This is a genomic window from Acidovorax sp. GW821-FHT09A11, from assembly GCF_059418365.1.
The window spans coordinates 1-21,976 of the sequence record NZ_JBWKPS010000002.1 but is presented as its reverse complement, the minus strand read 5'-3'; the positions used below and the strand labels follow the sequence as shown (position 1 = coordinate 21,976).

Annotated in this window: 18 protein-coding genes and 1 other RNA gene; 9 read left to right on the top strand and 10 right to left on the bottom strand. The window is 61.9% G+C overall.

Annotation, left to right across the window (positions count from 1 at the left end):
* Positions 1–17 precede the first annotated feature (17 nt).
* The 10 genes from AC07PV_RS04040 to gyrA all read right to left on the bottom strand — a co-directional run bounded on the left by AC07PV_RS04040 (position 18) and on the right by gyrA (position 12,567).
* Entirely contained in the window at positions 18–437 is a 420-nt protein-coding gene (locus AC07PV_RS04040) for a ComEA family DNA-binding protein (RefSeq protein ID WP_492255231.1), read from the bottom strand.
* A 47-nt stretch (positions 438–484) separates the two neighbouring features.
* On the bottom strand, positions 485–1,642 hold the full coding sequence (gene lapB, locus AC07PV_RS04035) for a lipopolysaccharide assembly protein LapB (RefSeq protein WP_218297486.1): 1,158 nt from the start codon (positions 1,640–1,642) through the stop codon (positions 485–487).
* Entirely contained in the window at positions 1,632–1,964 is a 333-nt protein-coding gene (locus AC07PV_RS04030) for a LapA family protein (protein ID WP_494629496.1), read from the bottom strand. The genes lapB and AC07PV_RS04030 overlap by 11 nt, the downstream gene beginning before the upstream one ends.
* Before the next feature lie 121 nt (positions 1,965–2,085).
* Positions 2,086–2,421: an integration host factor subunit beta gene (locus AC07PV_RS04025; RefSeq protein WP_255590831.1), complete on the bottom strand. Its 336-nt coding sequence runs from the start codon at positions 2,419–2,421 to the stop codon at positions 2,086–2,088.
* Between the two features lie 85 nt (positions 2,422–2,506).
* The gene (gene rpsA, locus AC07PV_RS04020) at positions 2,507–4,207 is read right to left on the bottom strand and encodes a 30S ribosomal protein S1 (protein WP_370627717.1); all 1,701 of its coding nucleotides are present in this window, start codon (positions 4,205–4,207) and stop codon (positions 2,507–2,509) included.
* A gap of 192 nt (positions 4,208–4,399) precedes the next feature.
* Positions 4,400–6,430 (bottom strand): bifunctional 3-phosphoshikimate 1-carboxyvinyltransferase/cytidylate kinase, encoded by a 2,031-nt coding sequence (locus AC07PV_RS04015; RefSeq protein WP_494629494.1) that lies wholly within the window; start codon positions 6,428–6,430, stop codon positions 4,400–4,402.
* 133 nt (positions 6,431–6,563) lie between these two features.
* Positions 6,564–7,436, bottom strand: coding sequence for a prephenate dehydrogenase (locus AC07PV_RS04010; RefSeq protein ID WP_218297482.1), 873 nt, complete (start codon positions 7,434–7,436; stop codon positions 6,564–6,566).
* A gap of 12 nt (positions 7,437–7,448) precedes the next feature.
* Positions 7,449–8,546: a prephenate dehydratase gene (pheA, locus tag AC07PV_RS04005; protein WP_494629492.1), complete on the bottom strand. Its 1,098-nt coding sequence runs from the start codon at positions 8,544–8,546 to the stop codon at positions 7,449–7,451.
* Positions 8,547–8,678: 132 nt separating this feature from the next.
* Positions 8,679–9,788 (bottom strand): 3-phosphoserine/phosphohydroxythreonine transaminase, encoded by a 1,110-nt coding sequence (gene serC, locus AC07PV_RS04000; protein ID WP_218338748.1) that lies wholly within the window; start codon positions 9,786–9,788, stop codon positions 8,679–8,681.
* A gap of 106 nt (positions 9,789–9,894) precedes the next feature.
* Positions 9,895–12,567, bottom strand: coding sequence for a DNA gyrase subunit A (gene gyrA / locus AC07PV_RS03995; protein ID WP_494629491.1), 2,673 nt, complete (start codon positions 12,565–12,567; stop codon positions 9,895–9,897).
* Positions 12,568–12,791: 224 nt separating this feature from the next.
* Between gyrA and ompA the strand changes: the two genes are divergently transcribed.
* From ompA to AC07PV_RS03950, 9 genes are all read left to right on the top strand, one after another.
* A complete protein-coding gene (gene ompA / locus AC07PV_RS03990; protein WP_218297478.1) occupies positions 12,792–13,436 on the top strand; it encodes an outer membrane protein OmpA in 645 nt (214 codons plus the stop codon).
* 97 nt (positions 13,437–13,533) lie between these two features.
* Entirely contained in the window at positions 13,534–14,244 is a 711-nt protein-coding gene (ubiG, locus tag AC07PV_RS03985) for a bifunctional 2-polyprenyl-6-hydroxyphenol methylase/3-demethylubiquinol 3-O-methyltransferase UbiG (protein ID WP_218297477.1), read from the top strand.
* Positions 14,245–14,254: 10 nt separating this feature from the next.
* Positions 14,255–14,920, top strand: a complete 666-nt coding sequence (locus AC07PV_RS03980; RefSeq protein ID WP_494629489.1) for an HAD family hydrolase — start codon at positions 14,255–14,257, stop codon at positions 14,918–14,920.
* 12 nt (positions 14,921–14,932) lie between these two features.
* Positions 14,933–15,319: a transfer-messenger RNA gene (gene ssrA / locus AC07PV_RS03975) on the top strand.
* A gap of 254 nt (positions 15,320–15,573) precedes the next feature.
* Positions 15,574–16,797 (top strand): tyrosine-type recombinase/integrase, encoded by a 1,224-nt coding sequence (locus AC07PV_RS03970; RefSeq protein ID WP_494629488.1) that lies wholly within the window; start codon positions 15,574–15,576, stop codon positions 16,795–16,797.
* A 929-nt stretch (positions 16,798–17,726) separates the two neighbouring features.
* Positions 17,727–20,438 (top strand): HD domain-containing protein, encoded by a 2,712-nt coding sequence (locus tag AC07PV_RS03965; RefSeq protein WP_494629487.1) that lies wholly within the window; start codon positions 17,727–17,729, stop codon positions 20,436–20,438.
* A gap of 58 nt (positions 20,439–20,496) precedes the next feature.
* Positions 20,497–20,754 carry a hypothetical protein gene (locus tag AC07PV_RS03960; protein ID WP_494629485.1) on the top strand — a complete coding sequence of 86 codons (258 nt, stop codon included), beginning with the start codon at positions 20,497–20,499 and terminating at the stop codon, positions 20,752–20,754.
* A 184-nt stretch (positions 20,755–20,938) separates the two neighbouring features.
* Positions 20,939–21,289, top strand: a complete 351-nt coding sequence (locus AC07PV_RS03955) for a helix-turn-helix transcriptional regulator (protein ID WP_494629484.1) — start codon at positions 20,939–20,941, stop codon at positions 21,287–21,289.
* The gene (locus AC07PV_RS03950; protein WP_494629483.1) at positions 21,289–21,576 is read left to right on the top strand and encodes an Ogr/Delta-like zinc finger protein; all 288 of its coding nucleotides are present in this window, start codon (positions 21,289–21,291) and stop codon (positions 21,574–21,576) included. The genes AC07PV_RS03955 and AC07PV_RS03950 overlap by 1 nt, the downstream gene beginning before the upstream one ends.
* The last annotated feature ends 400 nt before the right edge of the window (positions 21,577–21,976 follow it).

Below are 21,976 nucleotides of genomic sequence, written 5' to 3'. Positions count from 1 at the left end.
AAGCCTGAAGAGCGTGCTTAGCTTTTGCTAGCGCTGGCGGCGGCAGCGGGCCCTGGCGCCGTGGCGGCAGGCGGCGCCGCATCGGTCCCCGTGCCCCCGTGGGGCTTGCGGTCCACGGCTTGTTTCCTGCTGCCGTGGTGGTTTTTCGCTTCGGCCCTGGCGGCCGCTGCGGCGCTGTATTTCTTGCCGCCGACCGTCAGGCCTTCCCTGGAGAAATTCACCGCGCTCTTGGGTCCCACGCCGCCGACACGGCCGATGAAGTCGCCCCAGTCCTTGAAAGGCGCGTTCCTGCGCTCTTCCAGGATCCGGCCTGACAGGCCGGGACCGATGCCCTTGATGCCGTCGAGTTCAGCCTCGGTGGCGGTGTTCACGTCCACGGCGGCGAATGCCGCGGCGGCACACAGCGCGGCGAAAAGGGCAAGCAGTTTCTTCAGCATGGCGAATGGTCTCCTGGTGGGGGTGGCGCGGCCTGGCCCGGCGGCTTTCAGAGTTCCTCGACGCGGCGCGCCGGATAGCTGTCCCAGGTCTGGCAGCCGGGGCACTGCCAGAAATGCTGGCGTGCCTCGAACCCGCAGGCCGCGCAGCGGTAGCGGGTGAGCGGCTTGACGGCATGCTCCAGCGCACGCTGGATCTGGGGGTGGAACTCCTCGTGCTCCAGCTTCTCGGCGGCCAGCCATTTGGCGGCGGCCACGAGCGAGCGTTCCTTGTCCAGGTGCTGCACATAGCGCTGCCGTGCCGTGCCGCGCGTGGCGTCGTCGGCGGCTTCCATGGCCACGATGCTTTCGAGCACGTCCAGGGACGGTGCCTGCGCGTAGTGCGCCTGCAGCAGCGCCTGCGCTTCCGGTGTGCGCCCCGTGGCGGTGGCGGCCTCGACGAGCAGCGCGGCGGCCAGGGGCAAAGCGGCGGGGTTGCGCTCGCCCAGTGTTTTCAGGGTGGCCAGCACGGCGGCGGGCTGGCCCATGAGGCGCTGCAGGCGCGCCAGCTCGATGCGCGCGCGGGCGGCCTCCGGGGCGGCGGCCACGGCCTGCTCCAGCAGGGCCTGGGCACCGGGCAGGTCCCCCTGGGTGCTCAGCGCCAGGGCCTGCTCGCACAGGTAGTGGGCCTGGCGGGTGCTGAAGTCTCCCTGATCGGCGTCGTGCATCTTGCGGGCGATGGTGGCGGCATGGGGCCAGTCGCGCGAACGTTCATAGATGGCCAGCAGCGCCAAGCGGGCCTGGGCCTCGAAGGGCGTCCCCTCCAGGCGGTGCAGGGCTTCTTCCGCGCGGTCGAGCAGGCCGGCCTTGAGGAAGTCGAGCGCCAGCGCGTGCTGGGCACGCTCGCGGTCGGTGCGGGAGAGGTCGCCGCGCGAGAGCAGGTGCTCGTGCACGCGCACGGCACGGTCGTATTCGCCCCGGCGGCGGAACAGGTTGCCCAGCGCAAAGTGCAGCTCCGAGGTGTCGGGGTCGTTCTGCACCGCCTCGATGAAGGCGTCGATGGCCTGGTCCTGCTGCTCGTTGAGCAGGAAGTTCAGGCCCTTGAAGTAGGCCTTGGGCGCGCGGCGGTTCTCGGCGCGCAGCTGGCGCAGGTCGAAGCGCGATGCCAGCCAGCCCAGCACGAAGGCCACGGGCAGGCCCAGCAGAATCCAGGTCAGGTCAAATTCCATGGGCGGAGGGCAGGTCGGGCGGTGGTGGCGGGGCAGGGGGGACCGTGCTGGCCGCGGCGGCGGGGGCCGATGCCGGCGCGGGGGACGCCACCGCGGCATGGGCGCGGCGCGCGGCGGCGCGGTGCCTCCACCAGCGCGGCACCATGCCCAGCACCCCGACGGCCAGGCCTGCCGAGAAGGCGGTCAGCACCACCAGCACCAGGGGTGCGCGCCATTGGGTGCCAAAGAAGAAGTGCACGGTGGCGTCCTGCTGGTTGTTCAGCGCGAAGGCAAACAGCGTAAAAAAAATGGCTGCCTTGAGCAGCCACAGGAGGTATTTCATCGGTCTCCCCAGTGGTGGGGCGATTCTAAGAGCTTGCGCATGCGGGGCGGCGGGGCTCCCGGAGGGCTGGTATCCAGATCAAAAAGGCCTTTGGCGCTTGCTCATCAAGCGCTGCTAGCTATCATTTTTGAATGGATGTGTTGCTTGCCGTGCCGGAGTTTTCTTCCATTTCGGCGGTGCGCTTGTCCACGGCTTCGCGCAGGGCCTTGCCGGGCTTGAAATGGGGTACGCGCTTTTCGGGGATGGCCACGGCCTCGCCGCTGCGCGGATTGCGGCCCATGCGGGGCGGGCGGTGGTTCACCGAGAAGCTGCCAAAGCCCCGGATCTCGATGCGGTGCCCACGCACCAGGGCCTCGCCCACGGCGTCCAGAATGGTCTTGACGGCGTATTCGGCATCGCGGTGTGTCAGCTGGCCGAAACGGGCGGCCAGTTCTTCGACGAGGTCTGAGCGGGTCATGGAATCTTGGGACATAGGCAGTCTTGGCTGAAAAAAGAGCGGGCGCCGAGGCGCCCGCTGTCTGACCGTTTAACGGGTCAGCGCTTTACTTTTCCGAGTTGTCCAGCTTGGCGCGCAGCAGGGCGCCCAGGCTGGTCGTGCCGGCGCTTTCGCGGCTCGATTGCTGGCTCAGGTTGGCCATGGCGCCTTGTTCGTCAGCCATGTCCTTCTGCTTGATCGACAGCTGGATGTTGCGGGTCTTGCGATCCACGTTGACCACCACAGCGGTGACTTCGTCGCCTTCCTTGAGCACGTTGCGGGCATCTTCCACTCGGTCGCGGGAGATTTCCGAAGCGCGCAGGTAGCCCACGATGTCTTCGCCGAGGTCGATTTCAGCGCCACGGGCGTCCACGGTCTTGACCTTGCCGGTCACCGTCTGGCCCTTGTCGTTCACGGTCACGAAGGTCGTGAATGGGTCGCCGTCGAGCTGCTTGATGCCCAGCGAGATGCGCTCGCGGTCCACGTCCACGGCCAGCACGATGGCTTCCACTTCCTGGCCCTTCTTGTAGTTGCGAACAGCGGCTTCGCCGGGTTCGTTCCAAGAGAGGTCGGACAGGTGCACCAGGCCGTCGATGCCGGCAGCCAGGCCCACGAACACGCCGAAGTCGGTGATCGACTTGATCGGACCCTTGACGCGGTCGCCGCGCTTGGTGTCCTGTGCGAATTCCTGCCATGGGTTGGCCTTGCACTGCTTCATGCCCAGGCTGATGCGGCGCTTGTCTTCGTCGATTTCCAGGACCATGACTTCGACTTCGTCGCCCAGCGAAACCAGCTTGGCGGGAGCGATGTTCTTGTTGGTCCAGTCCATTTCGGAGACGTGCACCAGGCCTTCGATGCCGGGTTCGAGTTCCACGAATGCGCCGTAGTCGGCGATGTTCGTGATCTTGCCGAACAGGCGCGTGCCTTGGGGGTAGCGGCGGTTCACGCCCATCCATGGGTCGTCGCCCATTTGCTTCAGACCCAGCGAGACACGGTTCTTCTCGGTGTCGAACTTCAGGATCTTGGCCGTGATTTCCTGGCCAGCCGTCACCACTTCCGATGGGTGACGCACGCGGCGCCATGCCATGTCGGTGATGTGCAGCAGGCCGTCGATGCCGCCCAGGTCCACGAACGCACCGTATTCGGTGATGTTCTTGACCACGCCTTGAACGATGGAGCCTTCCTTCAGGGTTTCCATCAGCTTGGCGCGCTCTTCGCCCATGGAGGCTTCCACCACGGCGCGGCGGCTCAGCACCACGTTGTTGCGCTTGCGGTCGAGCTTGATGACCTTGAATTCCATGGTCTTGTTTTCGTACGGCGTCAGATCCTTGATCGGACGCGTATCGATCAGCGAACCGGGCAGGAACGCGCGGATGCCGTTGACCAGGACAGTCAGGCCGCCCTTGACCTTGCCGGACGTGGTGCCGGTGACGAATTCGCCGGATTCCAGGGCCTTTTCCAGGCTCATCCAGGAAGCCAGACGCTTGGCGGTGTCGCGCGACAGGATGGTGTCGCCGTAGCCGTTTTCGATGGAGCCAATGGCCACCGACACGAAGTCACCCACTTGGACTTCGACTTCGCCCTTGTCGTTCTTGAACTCTTCCAGCGGCACGTAGGCTTCGGACTTGAGGCCGGCGTTGACCACGACGAAGTTGTGCTCGACGCGCACGACTTCAGCGGTGATCACTTCGCCTGGGCGCATTTCCGTACGCTGCAGGGATTCTTCAAAAAGGGCGGCAAAAGATTCGGACATGTGTTTCCTTGCCACAAACAGGATTCCAGTAGCACCATTGCTACTGTTTTTATAGCTGCTTGCGGTGGTTTTTTGCGGTAGAACCGCGGGTTAGGTTAACGATCCACACAGCCTGTGCGCTGGCGCGCGAGAGGGGCTGCGTGGGCCTGTTGCAAGGCCTTTCGGCTTTGCCTGAGGGACCCGGATTTTAGCCAGGGCCCCGCGCCGTCAGCCCTGCGCAGAGGCTGCGAAGGGCTGACGCTCCTGCCACCAGGCCAACACCTGCTCGACGGCTTCATCAATCGTCAAGTTGGAGTTGTCCAGGACCAGAGCGTCCTGCGCGGGCTTGAGGGGTGCGACGCTGCGGGAACTGTCCCGGGCGTCGCGTGCCTCCAGATCCGCGCGAAGGTCTTCGATATTAGCTGAAAAACCCTTTGAAATCAACTGTTTATAACGGCGCTCGGCGCGGCAGGCGGCGCTGGCCGTCAGATACACCTTGAGCGGGGCGTCCGGGAAGATCACAGTGCCCATGTCGCGGCCGTCCGCCACCAGGCCCGGCAGGCGCCGGAAGCTGTGCTGCAGGTCCACCAGGGCCGCGCGCACGGCGGGCAGGGCGGAGACGCGGGAGGCGTTCATGCCGGCCTCTTCGGTGCGGATGGCTTCGGTCACGTCGTCGCTGCCCAGCCACACCCGGCCGCCCTCGAAGCGCACGGGCAGCGTCTGGGCCATGGCGGCAATGCGGGGCTCGTCCTCCGGCTGGATGGCCAGGCCGGCACGCAGGGCGGCCAGGGCCGTGATGCGGTACATCGCCCCCGAGTCCAGGAAGCGGTAGCCCAGGCGCTGCGCGACGGCAGCGGCCACCGTGCCCTTGCCCGAGGCGGTGGGACCGTCGATGCAGATCACCGGGATGTGGTCCGTGGCTGCCTGCGTGACCGAGAACAGGGCTTCGAAATAGTCCGGGAAGGTCTTGGCCACGCACTTGGGGTCTTCGATGCGCACGGGCAGGCTTGCCGGGTTGAAGGCGGCCAGTGAAAAGCACATGGCCACGCGGTGATCGTCATAGGTGTGGATGCTGGCGGCCTTCCACGCCTGCACCTGCGCCGGCGGCGTGACGCGGATGAAGTCCGCACCTTCTTCCACTGTGGCGCCGAGCTTGCGCAGCTCGGTGGCCATCGCCGCGATGCGGTCGGTTTCCTTCACGCGCCAGCTGGCGATGTTGCGCAGGGTGGTGGTGCCTTCGGCATACAGCGCCATCACGGCCAGCGTCATGGCGGCATCGGGGATGTGGTTGCAGTCCAGGTCGATGGCCGTGAGCGGCCACGCGCCGCGCTGGATCTCCAGCCAGTTGGGGCCGCCCGTGACCACCGCGCCCATGGCGCGCGCGGCTTCCACGAAGCGGATGTCACCCTGGATGGAATCCAGCCCCACGCCCTGGATCTTGATGCTTTTTTGGCCATTGGCGCTTGCTGCGATTGCGCCAAGTGCTATGAAATAGCTAGCAGAAGAGGCGTCGGCCTCTACGTGGATGCTGCCCGGCGACTGGTAGCGGCTGCCGGCGGGGATGGTGAAACGCTGCCAGTCCCGGTGTTCGACCACGATGCCGAACCGCGCCAGCAGCTGCAGCGTGATGGCGATGTAGGGCCTGGAGATCAGTTCGCCCATGACCTCGATCACGATGGCCTGCGCGCCGGCGGCTAGCGGCAACGCCATGAGCAGGGCGGTGAGGAACTGGCTCGACACATCGCCGCGCACGCGGATGGGCGCCGCCAGCGCCAGGGCAGGCACGCCGTTGGCATGGGCGATGCGCAGCGGCGGGTAGCCGTCATTGCCCAGGTAGTCGATCTGGCAGCCCAGTTGGCGCAGCGCGTCCACCAGGTCGCCGATGGGGCGTTCGTGCATGCGCGGGACGCCGGACAGCTCGAATTCGCCACCCAGCAGTGCCAGCGCAGCCGTCAGGGGCCGCATGGCGGTGCCGGCATTGCCCATGAAGAGCTTGGCGGGCGATTGGGGCGCCCGCCCGCCCAGGCCTGTGATGTGCACGGTGCTGCCGTTCTCGTCGACGGTGCAGCCGATCTGGCGCAGCGCGTCGAGCATCACGCGGGTGTCGTCGGATGCCAGCAGGTCGTGCACGGTGGTGGTGCCGTTGCTGAGAGCCGCCAGCAGCAGCACCCGGTTGGAGATGCTCTTGGAACCGGGCAGGTGGACTTCGCCCGCCGCGGTTTGCAGGGGAGGCAGGTCGAGGAATGCGGTGCTGTACATCGGTGTGTTTTGTCGGTTAGGCCAATGGCCTGTGCACCGGCGTGTCCTAGGCCAGTGCCACCGTGGAACTGGCGTTGCCAGGCCACGGGTGGCGTCCCCCTTGGGGGAAGGCGCCGCAGGCGACTCAGGGGGGTTATTTTCTCTTCGCGCCCATGCGCCAGTGCGCGCGGGTCTCGCTGGCCAGCGTCAGCATGTCTTCCAGCGCCTGGGCGTCACCTTTTTCCATGGCCTGCTCGATGGTGTGCAGCGCCTGCTGGAAGAGCTTGGACTGGGCGATCAGCTCTTCCCGGTTGGACAGCAGGATGTCGCGCCAGACCTTCGGATCGCTGGCCGCTATGCGGGTGAAGTCCCGGAACCCCGGGCCCGCCAGCGACAGGAATTCGTCGCCGGTCGACTGGCCCGTGATGCTGTTCATCATCGCAAAGGCCAGCACGTGGGGCAGGTGGCTGACCGCGGCAAAGGCCGCGTCATGCGACTCGGGCGACATGCTGGTCACGCGGCAACCCAGCGCGGTCCAGATGTCGTCGGCCCTTTGCAGCTGTACGGTGAGCGTGCGCTCGATGGGCGTGAGGATGACCTGGCGGCCACTGTAGAGGTCGGCCTCGGCGTGTTCCACGCCCGACACTTCGCGCCCCGTGATCGGGTGCGCCGGCACGAACGATCCCACCTGGTCGCGCAGGGCGCGGCGTGCGGCCTGGACCACATCGGCCTTGGTCGAGCCCACGTCCATGATCAGCATCTGGGGCGTGACGAGGTGTTTGATGGCCTTGAGCGTGGCCTCGGTGGCGGCCACGGGCACGGCCAGCAGCACGATGTCGGCGCCGGCCACCGCGAGCAGGGCCGAGGGCGCCTCCACATCGATCACGCCCAGCTGGCGTGCGCGGTCGGTGGTGGAGGGCGACTTGCTGTAGCCCACCACGCGCTTGACGAGGCCGGCCTTCTTCATGGCCAGGGCGAATGAGCCGCCCATGAGTCCGCAGCCGATCAGTCCCAATTGTTCGAACATGGCGGTGGCTCCTCAGGACGACACGGGGTAAGTGCCCAGGACCTTGTAGAACGCGCACAGGCTGCGCAGTTCTTCCAGGGCCCGTGCCACATGGGGCTGGGCGGGATGGCCGTCGAGGTCGATGTAGAAGTAGTACTCCCACTGGCCGGTGCGGGCAGGGCGGGACTCGAAGCGCGTCATGGACACGCCATGGGTCTTGAGCGGCACCAGCAGGTCGTGCACCGCGCCGGGCTGGTTGGGCACCGAGACCACCAGGCTGGTGCAGTCCTTGCCCGAGGGCGGTGGCGTCTGCAGGGTGTGCGGCAGGCAGATGATGGCAAAGCGCGTGCGGTTGTAGGCGTCGTCCTGGATGGCGTGGGCCACGATGTGCAGCCCGAACTGCTGGGCCGCGCGTTCGCTCGACAGGCCGGCCCAGGCCGGGTTGGTGGTGGCCAGCCGGGCGCCCTCGGCATTGCTCGACACGGGGCGGCGCTCGGCATGGGGCAGGTGCTTGGTCAGCCAGGCCTGGCATTGGGCCAGCGCCTGCGGATGCGCCAGCACCACCTCGATGCCATCGAGCGAGTTCGTGGTGCGCAGCAGGTTGTGGCGCACCAGCAGGCTCACTTCGCCCACCACATGGGTGGGGGTGTGCAGGAACAGGTCGAGCGAGCGGGTGACCACGCCTTCGGTGGAGTTCTCCACGCCCACCACGCCGTACTGGGCGCTGCCAGCCGCGGTGGCGTGGAACACCTCGTCGAAGTTGGCGCAGTACATCAGGTCGGCCGCGCCGCCGAAGAATTCGATGGCCGCCTGTTCGCAGAACGTGCCCTCGGGGCCCAGCACGGCCACGCGCTGGGGCGATTCGAGCGCCAGGCAGGCCGACATGATCTCGCGCCAGATGGCGGCCACGTGCGGGCCCTTGAGCGGGCCGGAGTTGGCGGTCTGGATCTTCTCGATGACCTGCGCCACGCGGTCGGGACGGAAGAAGGGCGTGCCTTCGCGCTTCTTGACTTCCCCCACCTGCTCGGCCACCAGCGCCCGCTGGTTCAGCAGCGTGAGCAGTTGCTGGTCGATGGAGTCGATCTGCACGCGCAGGCTGGCGAGGTCGGGTGAGGCTTGCGGAGTGTTCATGAATGGGGATGTCTGTGCGGGGCTGCTCGTCAACCGGTGTGCCACCGGCGTTCAGAAGGTGCAAAGGAATCCGGTGTGTCCGAGGGCGCTTTCGTGGGGCGTACGGGCATGCCGGGTTCGTTTTGCGCCTTCTCAGGCGTGTTTTTGTTCAAATTCTCGCATGTAGTCCACCAGCGCCTGCACGCCGGCCAATGGCATGGCGTTGTAGACGCTGGCGCGCATGCCGCCCACGGACTTGTGGCCCTTGAGTTGCAGCAGGCCGCGTTCCTTGGCCCCGGCCAGGAAGGCGTCGTTGCGGCTTTCGTCGCGCAGGAAGAACGGGATGTTCATGCGCGAGCGGCAGTTGGCGGCGACCTTGTTCACATACAACTGCGAGCTGTCGATGGCGCTGTAGAGGAGGTCGGCCTTGGCGATGTTGCGCTGCTCCATGGCGGCCACGCCGGTCAGGCTGCCTTCGGTCTGGCGCTTGAGCCACTGGAAGGTCAGGCCTGCGATGTAGATGCCCCAGGTCGGTGGCGTGTTGTACATCGACTGGTTGTCGGCCACGGTCTTGTAGTCGAAGGCGCTCGGGCAGGCGGGCAGGGCGTGGCCGAGCAGGTCTTCGCGCACCACGACCAGCGTGAGGCCGGCGGGCCCCAGGTTCTTCTGCGCGCCGCCGAATGCCAGGCCGACGCGCGACCAGTCCACCGGGCGCGAGGCAACGTGCGACGAGAAATCGATGACCAGCGGGGCATCGCTGCCCAGTGCCTTGAGGTCGGGCAACTGGTGGAATTCGATGCCATTGATGGTTTCGTTGCTGCAGAGGTGCAGGTAGCTGGCCCCCCGGCTGACCGTCCAGGTCGAAGGGTCAGGCAGGGTGGTGAACCCGGTGTCTTCGGCATTGGCGACGAGGTTGACTTCACTGGCGTACTTGCGCGCCTCCTTTTGCGACTTCTGGCTCCAGCTGCCAGTCACCACGAAATCGACCACGCCGGCGCGCGAGAGATTGAGCGGGACTATGGCGTTCTCGGCGAGGCCGCCGCCCTGCATGAACAGGATCTTGAAGTTCGCCGGCACGGCCAGCAGCCCGCGCAGGTCGGCTTCCGCCTGTTCGTAGATGGACAGGAACTCCTTGCCGCGATGGCTCATCTCCATCACGCCCATGCCGCTGCCGTGCCAGTCCAGCATTTCGGCGGCGGCCTGCTCCAGGACTTCGGTGGGTATGGCGGCCGGGCCGGCCGAGAAGTTGTAGGGGCGCATCATGTTTCTTGGTCAAAAAGGCTGCTGGCGCTTATGGCGTAAGCGCTGGCAGCTTCACTTTCAATAGCATTCCTGGAGGGGGCCCGCAGGCCCCGCATCCACCGGGAGGTCAGGCGTCGGGTGTTTCCGGGGTGTCGGGGGCCGTGGGGGCTGCGCTGTCCGGATTGCCTTCGCCGTCGGCCTCGGCATCTGCGACGTTGGCATCGTTTTCGACAATGCGCTGCAGGCCGCTGAGCTTGGACCCTTCGTCCAGAGCGATCAGCGTCACGCCCTGCGTGGCGCGGCCCAGTTCCCGGATCTCGGAGACGCGAGTGCGCACCAGCACGCCCTTGTCGGTGATCAGCATGATCTCGTCGTCGGCATGAACCAGCGTGGCGGCCACGACCTTGCCGTTGCGCTCGCTCTGCTGGATGGCGATCATCCCCTTGGTGCCCCGGCCGTGGCGCGTGTATTCGGTGATGCTGGTGCGCTTGCCGTAGCCGTTTTCGGTGGCGGTGAGCACGCTTTGCGTTTCGTCTTCGGCCACCAGCATGGCGATCACGCTCTGGCCGTCTTCCAGCATCATGCCGCGCACGCCGCGGGCCTGGCGGCCCAGCGGGCGCACGTCGTTCTCGTCGAAGCGCACGGCCTTGCCGCCGTCGCTGAACAGCATCACGTCGTGCTGGCCGTCGGTAAGGGCGGCGCCGATCAGGTAGTCGCCGTCGTCCAGGTTCACGGCGATGATGCCGCCCTTGCGCGGATTGCTGAATTCATCCAGCGCCGTTTTCTTGACGGTGCCCATGCTGGTGCCCATGAAGACATAGCGGTCCGCCGGGAACGTGCGCATGTCGCCCGTGAGCGGCAGCACGACGTTGATCTTCTCTCCGTCCTGCAGGGGGAACATGTTGACGATGGGGCGGCCGCGCGAGCCGCGCGAGCCTGCCGGCACTTCCCAGACCTTGAGCCAGTACAGGCGGCCGCGGTTGGAGAAGCACAGGATGTAGTCGTGCGTGTTGGCGATGAAGAGCTGGTCGATCCAGTCGTCTTCCTTGGTCGCCGTGGCCTGCTTGCCGCGCCCGCCACGCTTCTGGGCGCGGTATTCGGACAGGGGCTGGCTCTTGATATAGCCGGTGTGGCTCAGCGTGACCACCATGTCGGTGGGGGTGATCAGGTCCTCGGTGGAGAGGTCCTGCGCGCTGTATTCGACGATGCTGCGGCGTGCGCCCAGCTTGTGCTGGCCGAATTCCTGCTTGATGGAAGTGAGTTCGTCGCCGATGATGACCGATACGCGCTCGGGCTTGGCCAGGATGTCCAGCAGGTCTTCGATGACCGCCATGACTTCCTTGTACTCGGCCACGATCTTGTCCTGCTCCAGGCCGGTCAGGCGCTGCAGGCGCATCTGCAGGATTTCCTGGGCCTGCGTTTCCGACAGGCGGTACAGGCCGTCCTGGCCCATGCCGAATTCCTTCTCCAGGCCGTCCGGGCGGTAGTCGTCGGCGTTGATCACGCCGCCATCGGCGCGCGTGCGGGTGAGCATCTCGCGCACCAGCTTGCTGTCCCAGGGGCGGGCCATCAGCTCGGCCTTGGCCACGGGCGGCGTGGGCGCGTTGCGGATGATGGCGATGAAGTCGTCGATGTTGGCCAGGGCCACGGCCAGGCCTTCGAGCACGTGGCCGCGGTCGCGCGCCTTGCGCAGCTCGAACACCGTGCGGCGGGTGACCACCTCGCGGCGGTGCTGCAGAAAGACGCTGATCAGGTCGCGCAGGTTGCACAGGCGGGGCTGGCCGTCGATCAACGCCACCATGTTCATGCCGAAGGTGTCCTGCAGCTGCGTCTGCTTGTACAGGTTGTTGAGCACCACCTCGGGCACTTCGCCGCGCTTGAGCTCGATCACCAGGCGCATGCCCGACTTGTCGGATTCGTCCTGGATGTGGCTGATGCCCTCGATCTTCTTCTCGTGCACCAGCTCGGCCATGCGCTCCTGTAGCGTCTTCTTGTTGACCTGGTAGGGCAGCTCGTCCACGATGATCGCCTGGCGCTGCCCGCGATCGATGTCTTCGAAGTGGCATTTGGCGCGCATGATCACGCGCCCGCGCCCTGTGCGGTAGCCGTCCTTCACGCCATTGATGCCGTAGATGATGCCGGCGGTGGGGAAGTCGGGCGCCGGAATGATCTCCATCAACTCGTCGATGGACACGTCCGGGTTGCGCAGCATGTGCAGGCAGGCATCCACCACCTCGTTGAGGTTGTGGGGCGGAATATTCGTGGCCATGCCAACGGCAATACCGGCCGAGCCATTGACCAGCAGATTGGGGAGTTTGCTGGGCAATACCAGCGGCTCCTTTTCGCTGCCGTCGTAATTGGGCCCGAAATCGACGGTTTCCTTGTCGATGTCGCCCAGCATTTCATGGGCGATCTTGGCCAGCCGGATTTCGGTATACCGCATTGCCGCAGCGTTATCGCCGTCCACGGACCCGAAATTGCCCTGGCCATCCACCAGCATGTGGCGCAGCGAAAAATCCTGCGCCATCCGCACGATGGTGTCGTAAACGGCGGAATCACCATGCGGGTGGTATTTGCCGATCACGTCTCCCACGATACGGGCCGACTTTTTATAGGGCCGGTTCCAGTCGTTGTTGAGCTCGTGCATCGCAAAAAGTACGCGGCGGTGTACAGGCTTCAGCCCATCGCGCGCATCGGGCAGGGCCCGGCCCACGATCACGCTCATCGCGTAATCGAGGTAACTGCGCCGCATCTCTTCTTCGAGGCTGATCGGCAGGGTTTCTTTGGCAAACTGGGTCATTGGGGACGGCGGTGGCGGCGAAGGAGAACCATTTTAGAGGTAAGACCGTGTAGCGACCACGCAACATATCGAAGCAATTCCGGTTTTGTCCTACGGGCCCTGGGTAGCCTCCACCGCTTTTGCCCTGTTACGTATGGCACAATCGTTTGAACGCTTCGGGTGGTGGTCACCCCAAGCGTCCTGATTCGCAGCGCGGCTGCGGCTTTTTCCCCAAGAGGAGAACCATGAAGAAACTGAACAAAGTGGCGATGTTGTTTGCCTCTGCAGCGCTCGCAACCGCCGCTGGCGCACAAACCGTTGACAACTGGAGAGATGCTTCTGGCCAACTGGTCTGGAAGAACGGCACCAACGAATACTGCTGGCGCAATGCCAACTGGACGCCTGCCACTGCTGCTCCTGGCTGCGATGGCGCGATCGTCGCCCCCGCTCCAGCTGCCGCTGCTGCTCCAGCCGCCGCCCCAGCACCCGCTGCCGCTCCAGCACCCGCACCAGCTCCAGCTCCAGCTGTCGCTACCAAGGTGACCTATGCCGCTGACGCATTCTTCGACTTCGACAAGTCGGTGCTGAAGCCAGAAGGCAAGGCCAAGCTGGATGATCTGGTTTCCAAGGTCAAGGACATCAACCTGGAAGTGATCATTGCCGTGGGTCACACCGACTCCGTGGGCTCTGATGCATACAACCAGAAGCTGTCGGTTCGCCGTTCCGAAGCCGTGAAGGCTTATCTGGTGTCCAAGGGCATCGAAAAGAACCGCGTCTACACCGAAGGCAAGGGCGAAAAGCAACCCGTCGCCGACAACAAGACCGCCGAAGGCCGTGCGAAGAACCGTCGCGTGGAAATCGAAGTGGTCGGTACCCGCGCTTCCAAGTAATCCTCGGATTGCTTCACAAAAAAGCCCCGGCAACGGGGCTTTTTTGCGTCTGGGGGTTTTATCCTCCATTTTCCTTCCTTCATGGACAATCTCTGGCATGAGTGAAACCGTCAATGCAGATCCGGCCGAACTGGCCAAGTTTTCCGAATTGGCCCATCGCTGGTGGGACCCTGAAAGTGAATTCCGTCCCTTGCACCAGATCAATCCTTTGCGGCTTGACTGGATCCAGGGGCAGTGCGACCTGTCGGGCAAGCGCGTTCTGGATGTCGGCTGTGGCGGCGGCATCCTGGCCGACTCCATGGCCCGCAAGGGCGCGGAGGTGACGGGCATCGATCTGGCCTCCAAGGCCCTGCGCGTGGCGCAATTGCATGCGCTGGAAGCTCAGACCACCAATATCCAGTACCGGGAAATCAGCGTGGAAGCCTTGGCCAAGGAGCAACCTGCCAGCTTCGATGTCGTCACATGCATGGAAATGCTCGAGCACGTACCTGATCCAGGATCGGTGGTGAGGGCATGCTCAGAGCTCGTGAAACCGGGAGGCTGGGTGTTTTTCTCCACCATCCACCGCAATGCCAAGGCTTTCATGCTGGCCATCGTAGGGGCTGAATATGTGCTGAACATGCTGCCGCGGGGAACGCATGAGTACGCCAAGATGATTCGGCCCAGCGAACTGGCCGCAAGTTGCCGAAGCGCGGGCCTGCATGTACAAAATACCCGGGGCCTGGAATATAACCCCCTCACGCGGCGCTATTGGCTGAGTGCGGACACCAGCGTGAACTATCTTGTGGCCACGCGGCGCACTGCCTGAGGGCGCACCCATGTTTCACAATATTCGTGCGGTGTTGTTTGATTTGGACGGAACGCTGATCGACAGTGCCCCGGACTTGGGCGCCGCTGCCGACAAGATGCGCACGGACCGCGGATTGCCGTCGCTGCCGCTGGAGCGTTACCGCCCCATGGCGGGTGCCGGCGCGCGCGGCATGCTGGGCGAAGCCTTCGGTATGGCTCCCGACCATCCGGATTTCATGACCATGCGCGAGGAGTTCTTTGTGAACTATGAGTCGCGCATGACGGAGCGCACCAGCATCTTTGACGGCGTTCCAGAACTCGTATCCCAGATACTGCAACGCAACATGGCATGGGGCGTGGTTACCAACAAGGCAGCCCGCTTCACGGACCCGCTGACCCGCTCCATTCCCCTGTTCGTCACTGCGCGGGCGGTCGTCAGCGGGGACACCACTCCCCATGCGAAGCCGCATCCCGCCCCTTTGCTCGAGGCGGCAGCGCGCCTGAAAGTGGAGCCCGGGCAGTGCATCTATGTTGGCGATGACGAGCGCGACATCGTGGCAGGCTTGGCCGCAGGAATGGGGACCGTGGCCGCAACCTATGGCTACCTGGGTGCAAAAACCAATCCGATGGAGTGGGGCGCCCATGCCGCAATTAAATCTCCCTTCGAGCTCTTGCAATTGCTGGGGAGCGCCTAAAATAGAAGCTCTGGGGCTGTCCTGGTTTCGACGTGGGTTCGGAATCGGTGTGGTGCATGTCGAGCTTGAGTCACGCTCGTAAATCTCGATTTAAAAAACTAACTGCAAACGACGAACGTTTCGCACTCGCTGCTTAATTGCCAGTGAGCCTTGCAACAGTTGGCCGATGGGCTGGGCAAGGGGGTTCTGAGCAATCAGTGCCTCCCGGCTGCAAGGATAATTACATGGGCTGGTCCTGATCCGGGTACCTTGGATTGGGGCGAGAAAATAGGGTGCTGGCGGCCTGTGTAGCGTGCGACTGCGCGACACAGGCAGCGAGATTCAAATCAGACCGCTAAACATGTAGATCTGCCCGATGAAGGCTTGCGGACGCGGGTTCAATTCCCGCCAGCTCCACCATAACCCCATCCAAGGGCGTCCACACTAAACCAGTGGACGCCCTTTTTCTTTGGTGAATCAACGACTTGCAGTCCATGGCCGTCTACAGCCGTCCATGCCCAGCCAAGCAAAAGTGGGGGTACAAGTGGGGGTACAAACCCAGAAATCTGGTGAAATCGGTGTTTTGTACCCCCACTTTCCCTCTGTAGAAGGGGGTTCGCCATAGGGGAATCTGTACCCCCACCGGCTACCTTCATCCATCGTTTTGTACCCCCATGCTGACTGACCTTGAGTGCCGCAACGCCGTATGTCCCCCCGAGCGCAAGCAAGCGCGATTTAGTGATTCGGCCGGGCTCTATCTGCAAGTCAGCCCGAACGGCTCCAAGCGCTGGTTTCTCAAGTACCGGGTCAACAACAAGGAAAAGCAGCTCGCTCTGGGCAGCTACCCGGCTGTTTCCCTGACGGCTGCACGCAGGGCCAGGGATGCCGCCAAGCATCAAAAGGCCACCGGGGTCGATCCGGTGCAGGCCAGAAAGGTGGAAAAGCTCAAGGCGACCAACCCCGAGGGAGACTCTTTTCAGGTGGTCGCGCTGGAATGGCACGCCAAACAGAGCCCAGTTTGGAGCGAGGGGCATGCTGCGCGAGCGCTTCGCCAGTTCGAACGCGATCTGTTTCCGTGGTTGGGCGAGCGCAGATTGGTCGATATCAAGCCCGTAGAGCTGTTGGCCACCCTGCGAAAGATTGAAGAACGTGGTGCGATAGAGACAGCAGACCGGGGGTTGATGCTGGCCAGACAGGTGTGGCGCTACGGCGTGGCCACAGGACGGGTAGGGCGGGACATCACTGGTGACCTCAAAGGGGCGCTGTCGCCATACCGGGGGCGGCATTTTGCGGCCATCACCGACCCGGCCAAGCTGGGGGAGCTATTGCGCGCCATACAGGCGTACCGGGGCGGGCCTGTCGTGCGCGCTGCATTGCAGCTTGCACCCCTTCTGTTCCAGCGACCGGGCGAACTACGCGCCGCCACCTGGGCTGAAATCAATTTGGACGCCGCGTTGTGGACGATCCCCGCCGCTCGCATGAAGCGCGGCAAGGATGGAAAGGAGCACGGCGAGCCACATCTGGTGCCGTTGCCCAAGCAAGCCGTGGCCGTCTTGCACGCGCTGCACCCGTTGACCGGCCGGGGCGCCATGGTGTTCCCTGGCGAGCGCAACCACGACCGCCCCATCTCTGAAAACTCAGTGCGCACCGCGTTGATCGCCATGGGGTACACGCCGGATGTGCACACATGGCACGGCTTCCGGGCCACAGCCCGCACCATGCTCGCGGAGCGCCTGGACGTGGACCCCTTGGTGATCGAAGCTCAGTTGGCCCACGCCGTGAAGGATGCCAACGGCCGCGCGTACAACCGCACGCAGTACATGGCTCACCGCACGAAGATGATGCAGCGCTGGGCCGACTACCTGGACGAGCTGCGCGCCGGTTCGGCCGAGGGCTGATCTGTCGGCCGCAGCAAGCGCCGAACCCCCACACCATCCATCGACAGCGCTGGTGGCTACCTGCCCTGGCCAGGCCCCTGCACGACCGGGCGGGGCAGGGAGGCCCAGGCCCGCTCAAGGTGAGCGCAACCCTTGGCGCGCTGTCGAGACCCCGCCGCGCCTGCTGGCTTCGTGCGTTGATTTCGCCGGGGGTGCCGCCTGGGTGCACATCCAAGCCTGATGCGGGCTCGCGGGGCGCTGCAGTGCCGCTTTCACTGTCGGGAATCGACGGACTTTTGAGGCCGCGGGCCGGGTGGCTCCGGAGCCTGTGACGTAACGGAAAGCACCTTTTCAAACTAGAAATACTTGGAATCGACTACCTACAAACCCACCAATGAAGACCAGTTTGTAGGCTTTGTAGGTAGTTCTTTTCGGGTATCTCAAATTTGAATTGGTATGGGTTCCAGCAGGATCCAGTCCGGTGCCCTGGGCAAAACACTTGCTCGCGCTTCGACGGTCGGTAAACCCTTCAAAGCCTACAAACCCCACCAACGCCGACAAGTTTGGAGGCCGAGCAGGCACGGGCTGTGGTTGGCTCAGGTTTGACCGGGCGGGGTTTTCTAGAGACTGGGAGTGGTGTCACGGGTACAACACATGCTCGCGCTTCGACGGTCGGTAAACCCTTCAAAGCCTACAAACCCCACCAATCGGGAAGCGGGTTGGAGGCTTGTGGAAAGGGAGTGGCGCTAGGTGGGTACCGGTGCGGGCAGGCTCCGCAGCAGAAAACTGTGGCAGATGCTTCGAGGGGCGGCAAACCCTCCAAAGCCTACAAACCCACCATCGTGGGTGTCGGCAGTTGGTTCCAGAGTACAGCCGGGTCATTCGCGCTTTGTGCGTTAGTTCGGGACCTCATTCATCCTTGAATATGGAACGGCTTCAGCAGTTTTTCCGTGTCTGTTGTGAAGTTACTCCGGATGAAGGTAGGGCAGCATGCAAAATTTCGTGTGCTGCTTACTGCGAAATGCTGCTTGCAGATTGAGGAAAATGGGAATAATATGTTTCATTTTTTTCAATACACACAGATGTCTGTTCAATCGATTAAAGCAACGTCGTTGTGGGCAAATGCCTTTGAGAGGTCTTCTAGTCAATTTCCCGATGCAACTAATAGATTAAGTTCTCAATTTCTATTATTCAGGGAGAAGGTTGAGATATTGGTGCAGAAGATATCTGGATTACTGCCGGGTTTGACCGTTCATGACATTACACATCTAGATGCGCTATGGTCCATGGCGGATCTGATAGCCGGAGAAGATTATGAAATTAACCCTCTTGAAGTCTTCATTCTAGGTGGAGCCATCCTTCTTCATGACTCGGCTATGTGTTGGGAAGCATATGAGGGAGGGCAAGAGGCTGTTAGGTCAACTGTAGAGTGGCGGGATGCATTTGCAACCGAAAAAATTAGAGAGCCTCAGTTGGACGATGAGATTGCAGCAAAGAACGCAGATTTCATAGCCTTAAGATATTTGCACGCTAAGCGGGCAGCATCCATACTTCATTCTTCGTGGAGAGCTCCCGATAGCGCTACGACATACTATTTGATCAGTGACGAATCGATCCGTTTGCATCTTGGAGACGCCATAGGCCTTGTTGCAGCTAGTCATCATTGGAGTATCGAAGAGGTTGCTGAAAAACTTGATATTCAACTGAATGCTCCGGATTTTTTACCACGGAGTTGGACTGTCGATTTGGTAAAAGTTGCTTGCCTTCTGCGCTGTGCAGATGCGGCACATATCAATCAAGCACGAGCACCAGATTTTCTCCATGCATTGATAAAAAGAAGCGGAATTTCTTTGTCGCATTGGCAAGCGCAGAACAAGCTGGCCGGACCTAGTGCTGATATAAAAATGGTGAGCCACATTGCTTATACGTCTACTAGATCTTTTGCCGAAAATGAAGCCAGTGCATGGTGGGTTGCATACGATGCGATTCAATTGATAAATAGAGAATTAATTTCGTGCAACAACCTTTTGAAAATTCGAAATAGACCGCGTTCGCCAGAGTTCTTCATCAAAGGGGTAGCCGGATCCGCATCAATCGACGACGCTACGCGTTATATCAAAGTAACAGGATGGACGCCGTTCGATGCGCAAATACACGTTAGCGATGTGGAGAATTTGGTAAGAAATCTGGGAGGGGAAAAATTATATGGTTCAGATAATAAAATTGAAGTCGCACTTCGTGAATTAATCCAAAATGCGAGAGATGCAGTTGTTGCGAGAAGATTTTTGCAAAATAATTTTATAGGTGGAATTACGATTCACGCTATAAATGGTGATTGTTCTGGAGCAAGAATCTTCATATCTGACGACGGAATAGGGATGTCAAAAAATGTACTGACAGGTCCCTTTTTAGATTTTGGCTCTAGCTTCTGGAAGTCATCCATGCTGCAAACTGAGTATCCTGGACTCCGGTCTTCGGCATTTCGGTCAGCGGGGAGGTTCGGTATCGGCTTCTACTCGGTGTTCATGGCAGCGTCTTCTGTAACTGTTCGCACGAGGCGTTGGTCTGCTGATCGAAAATCGGAAAACTCCTTGACTTTTCCAGAGGGGATCTCGCTCAGGCCATTGTTCCGGCAAGCTGATTCAAGCTCGTTGGAGCCCTCCGTGTCAACTCAAATTGAATTGCTGTTAATTGACGGCGTGATAAATAGTGATTTCTCGATCAATGCTGGCGCGACCTATATGGGGGTTGAAAAAAAAGATATCTCGCTCAAAAACTTTTTAGGAACTCTATGTGTTGGATTGGATGTTTCGGTACATTTTAAAAAAAATGACCAAGTGGCAGAAGTCATTCATGAAGATGTAAGAGGCTCGGAGAACGAAAAAGATGCTACGAGAATCCTGCGGGAAATTGCATTTTCAGATGACAATCCTCTTGGGGTTTTTGCCCTGAAGGAGAGGATTGATCGGAATGCTCCCAGGGTTCGACCAATTTTTCAAGATGGCATTCTTGCTGGTTTTGCTGCCATCGCAATTGATCCAAATTCAGGTCAAGAAATGCTGGGGGTGGAAACGATTAATGGACTCGCCAGTAATGTCACGCGCCGAAATACCGATGATATCGTAGGCTATATTGATCACTATCCTGGGAAAGCCTCGCGAGATGTCTCAGTGCCAGTTGCATCAAGCGATGCATTGCGAGCTTGGGCAGAAGATCAGCTGGTCATATTGAGTAATACCAAGCACGATGACGTGGCGAGGCTCTATGCTTCTGCTAGAGCAGCAAATTATGATGCAGATACCATCAATTATGCCAAATTGTTGGTGTGTTTGAACGGGAGTACTGCTTGGAGGAGATTTGATGAAATTGCTGAACTGGCGGAAATGATGCCAGTGGGTTTTCTTGCTACATATTACAATCATATTGAAACCCATCATTCCATAGCAGATATACCGGGGGTGGCTCATATATTGCCTAGAGTGAATTCGAGTTGGTTGAATTTTGAACTTGTGGACGGTGTTCCGAAAAGTAAAATGTCTCTGGCGGGGCGTCTGCATCATGCGATTGAAAAAAGGGGTAAAAATCCCATTTGGGCAATGAGTGGTAATGAATATGCGGGTCATTTCTCAGCCCTAGCTCTGGCAACGGTTTCGGCAAAATAGGGAAATTTTTATTGCTATTTTGTGGGACTGCTTTTTAGCGAACTCTTGTCATTTCGCCATGCCCATTGCCATTCTGGTTACCCTGGGTTTCTTCGCCCTGCTGGGCGTTCTAGTCCTTATTCCTTATCTCTGCGCTATTGCCACGGTCCGCGTGCTGGGCTGGGTGTTTCAGGTGGAGCATGGTGATTCAGGCCGCGAGTTGAATGAACTGATATTCCCCGAACGCCTCGCAGAAATCGACGCCCTCCTGGCCAGCTCAAAGCAGAAGGCCCGCGATGCCCAGCGCCGGGCCGATGCCTGGCCAGCCGCGCGCTGATGCGTCGTTCATAGCGCGCGCTGCGCGCACTCTCACATCGCCGACTCTCTGAACTGCCCCGCGCCAAGCGGCGCCATGGCGCGCCCGTCGTTTTTGCGCCCACTTTCTCCACCACTAACTGTGGGGAGCGCATCCACAGCATAGGTTTCTTGGCTTTCAGCAGTCCACACAAGACCATAGGGACATGCAAAGAACAGCCACGCAAACCACACCCATCCAGGCCGGTCCCGGCCCGTCCGATGTGCGCCCGTACCGGGAGCGCTTGCTACGTATTGACGATGTGTGCTTTATGACGGGCCTGGGCCGCAGCACCATCTACGCCAAGGTCAAGGCCGGAGACTTCCCCAGCGCCGTGCAACTGCACGGCACCAGCGTGGCGTGGCGCGAGTCCCAGGTGGATGCCTGGATTGCTGCGCGTCCCGCAGTGGGTGCGGTGCCCCAGGCCCAGCCCGTTCCAGAGCCGGCGCCTGCCAAGCCAGGCCGCGCAGCCCGCGCACCCCGTCCCGCACGCGCCGCAGCCATGGGAGCGATCTGATGGCCACGCGCATGATGTTCCTGTGCCCCCACTGCAAGGGCAAGACCAAGACCCGCACCAGCCGCGGACTGTCTGCCACGCTGCGTGAGCTGGTGTACCAGTGCGAAGACCCGGAATGCAGCTACAGCTTCGTCGTGCAGGCCGAAGCCGTGCGCACGCTGTCGCCATCGGGCAAGCCCGATCCGTCCATCAACCTGCCGCAGTCCCCGCAGGCGCTGGTGAATGCGCATGCGCGATCGACGGACCACCAGCGCAGCGGCGCCGGGCAATTGAGCGCCCAACCGTGAGGAACTTCACGATGCAAGCCCTTGCCCCACACGCCCCCCGCACGCTACACTGCCCTGTCACGTCAAAAAAAGGCGTGATCGGGTTTGGAAGCCCGATACATCCGCTGCGACGCAAGCCGCAGTCTCTCCCGCAGAGCACCTGCGGCTTGTTCGTTCGTGCCTCCAGTTTTTGGCGGCTCGGACAGGGAGCCGCAAGGCTCGCCGGTTCGCGCAAGCGGGTGTCCGGTCTTCCAACCTGTTCGAGCTGCCGCCCTCATTTGGAAGTGGGGTCGGTGGTTTCTGCAAACCACACCTGCTTGGAGGCCACCATGGCTGACCGCATCCCCGCACGCGCATTGATCGCGCGCACCACCTCGCCCATCACGGGCACCCCCGACCCCATCCAGCTGCACGCCACCGC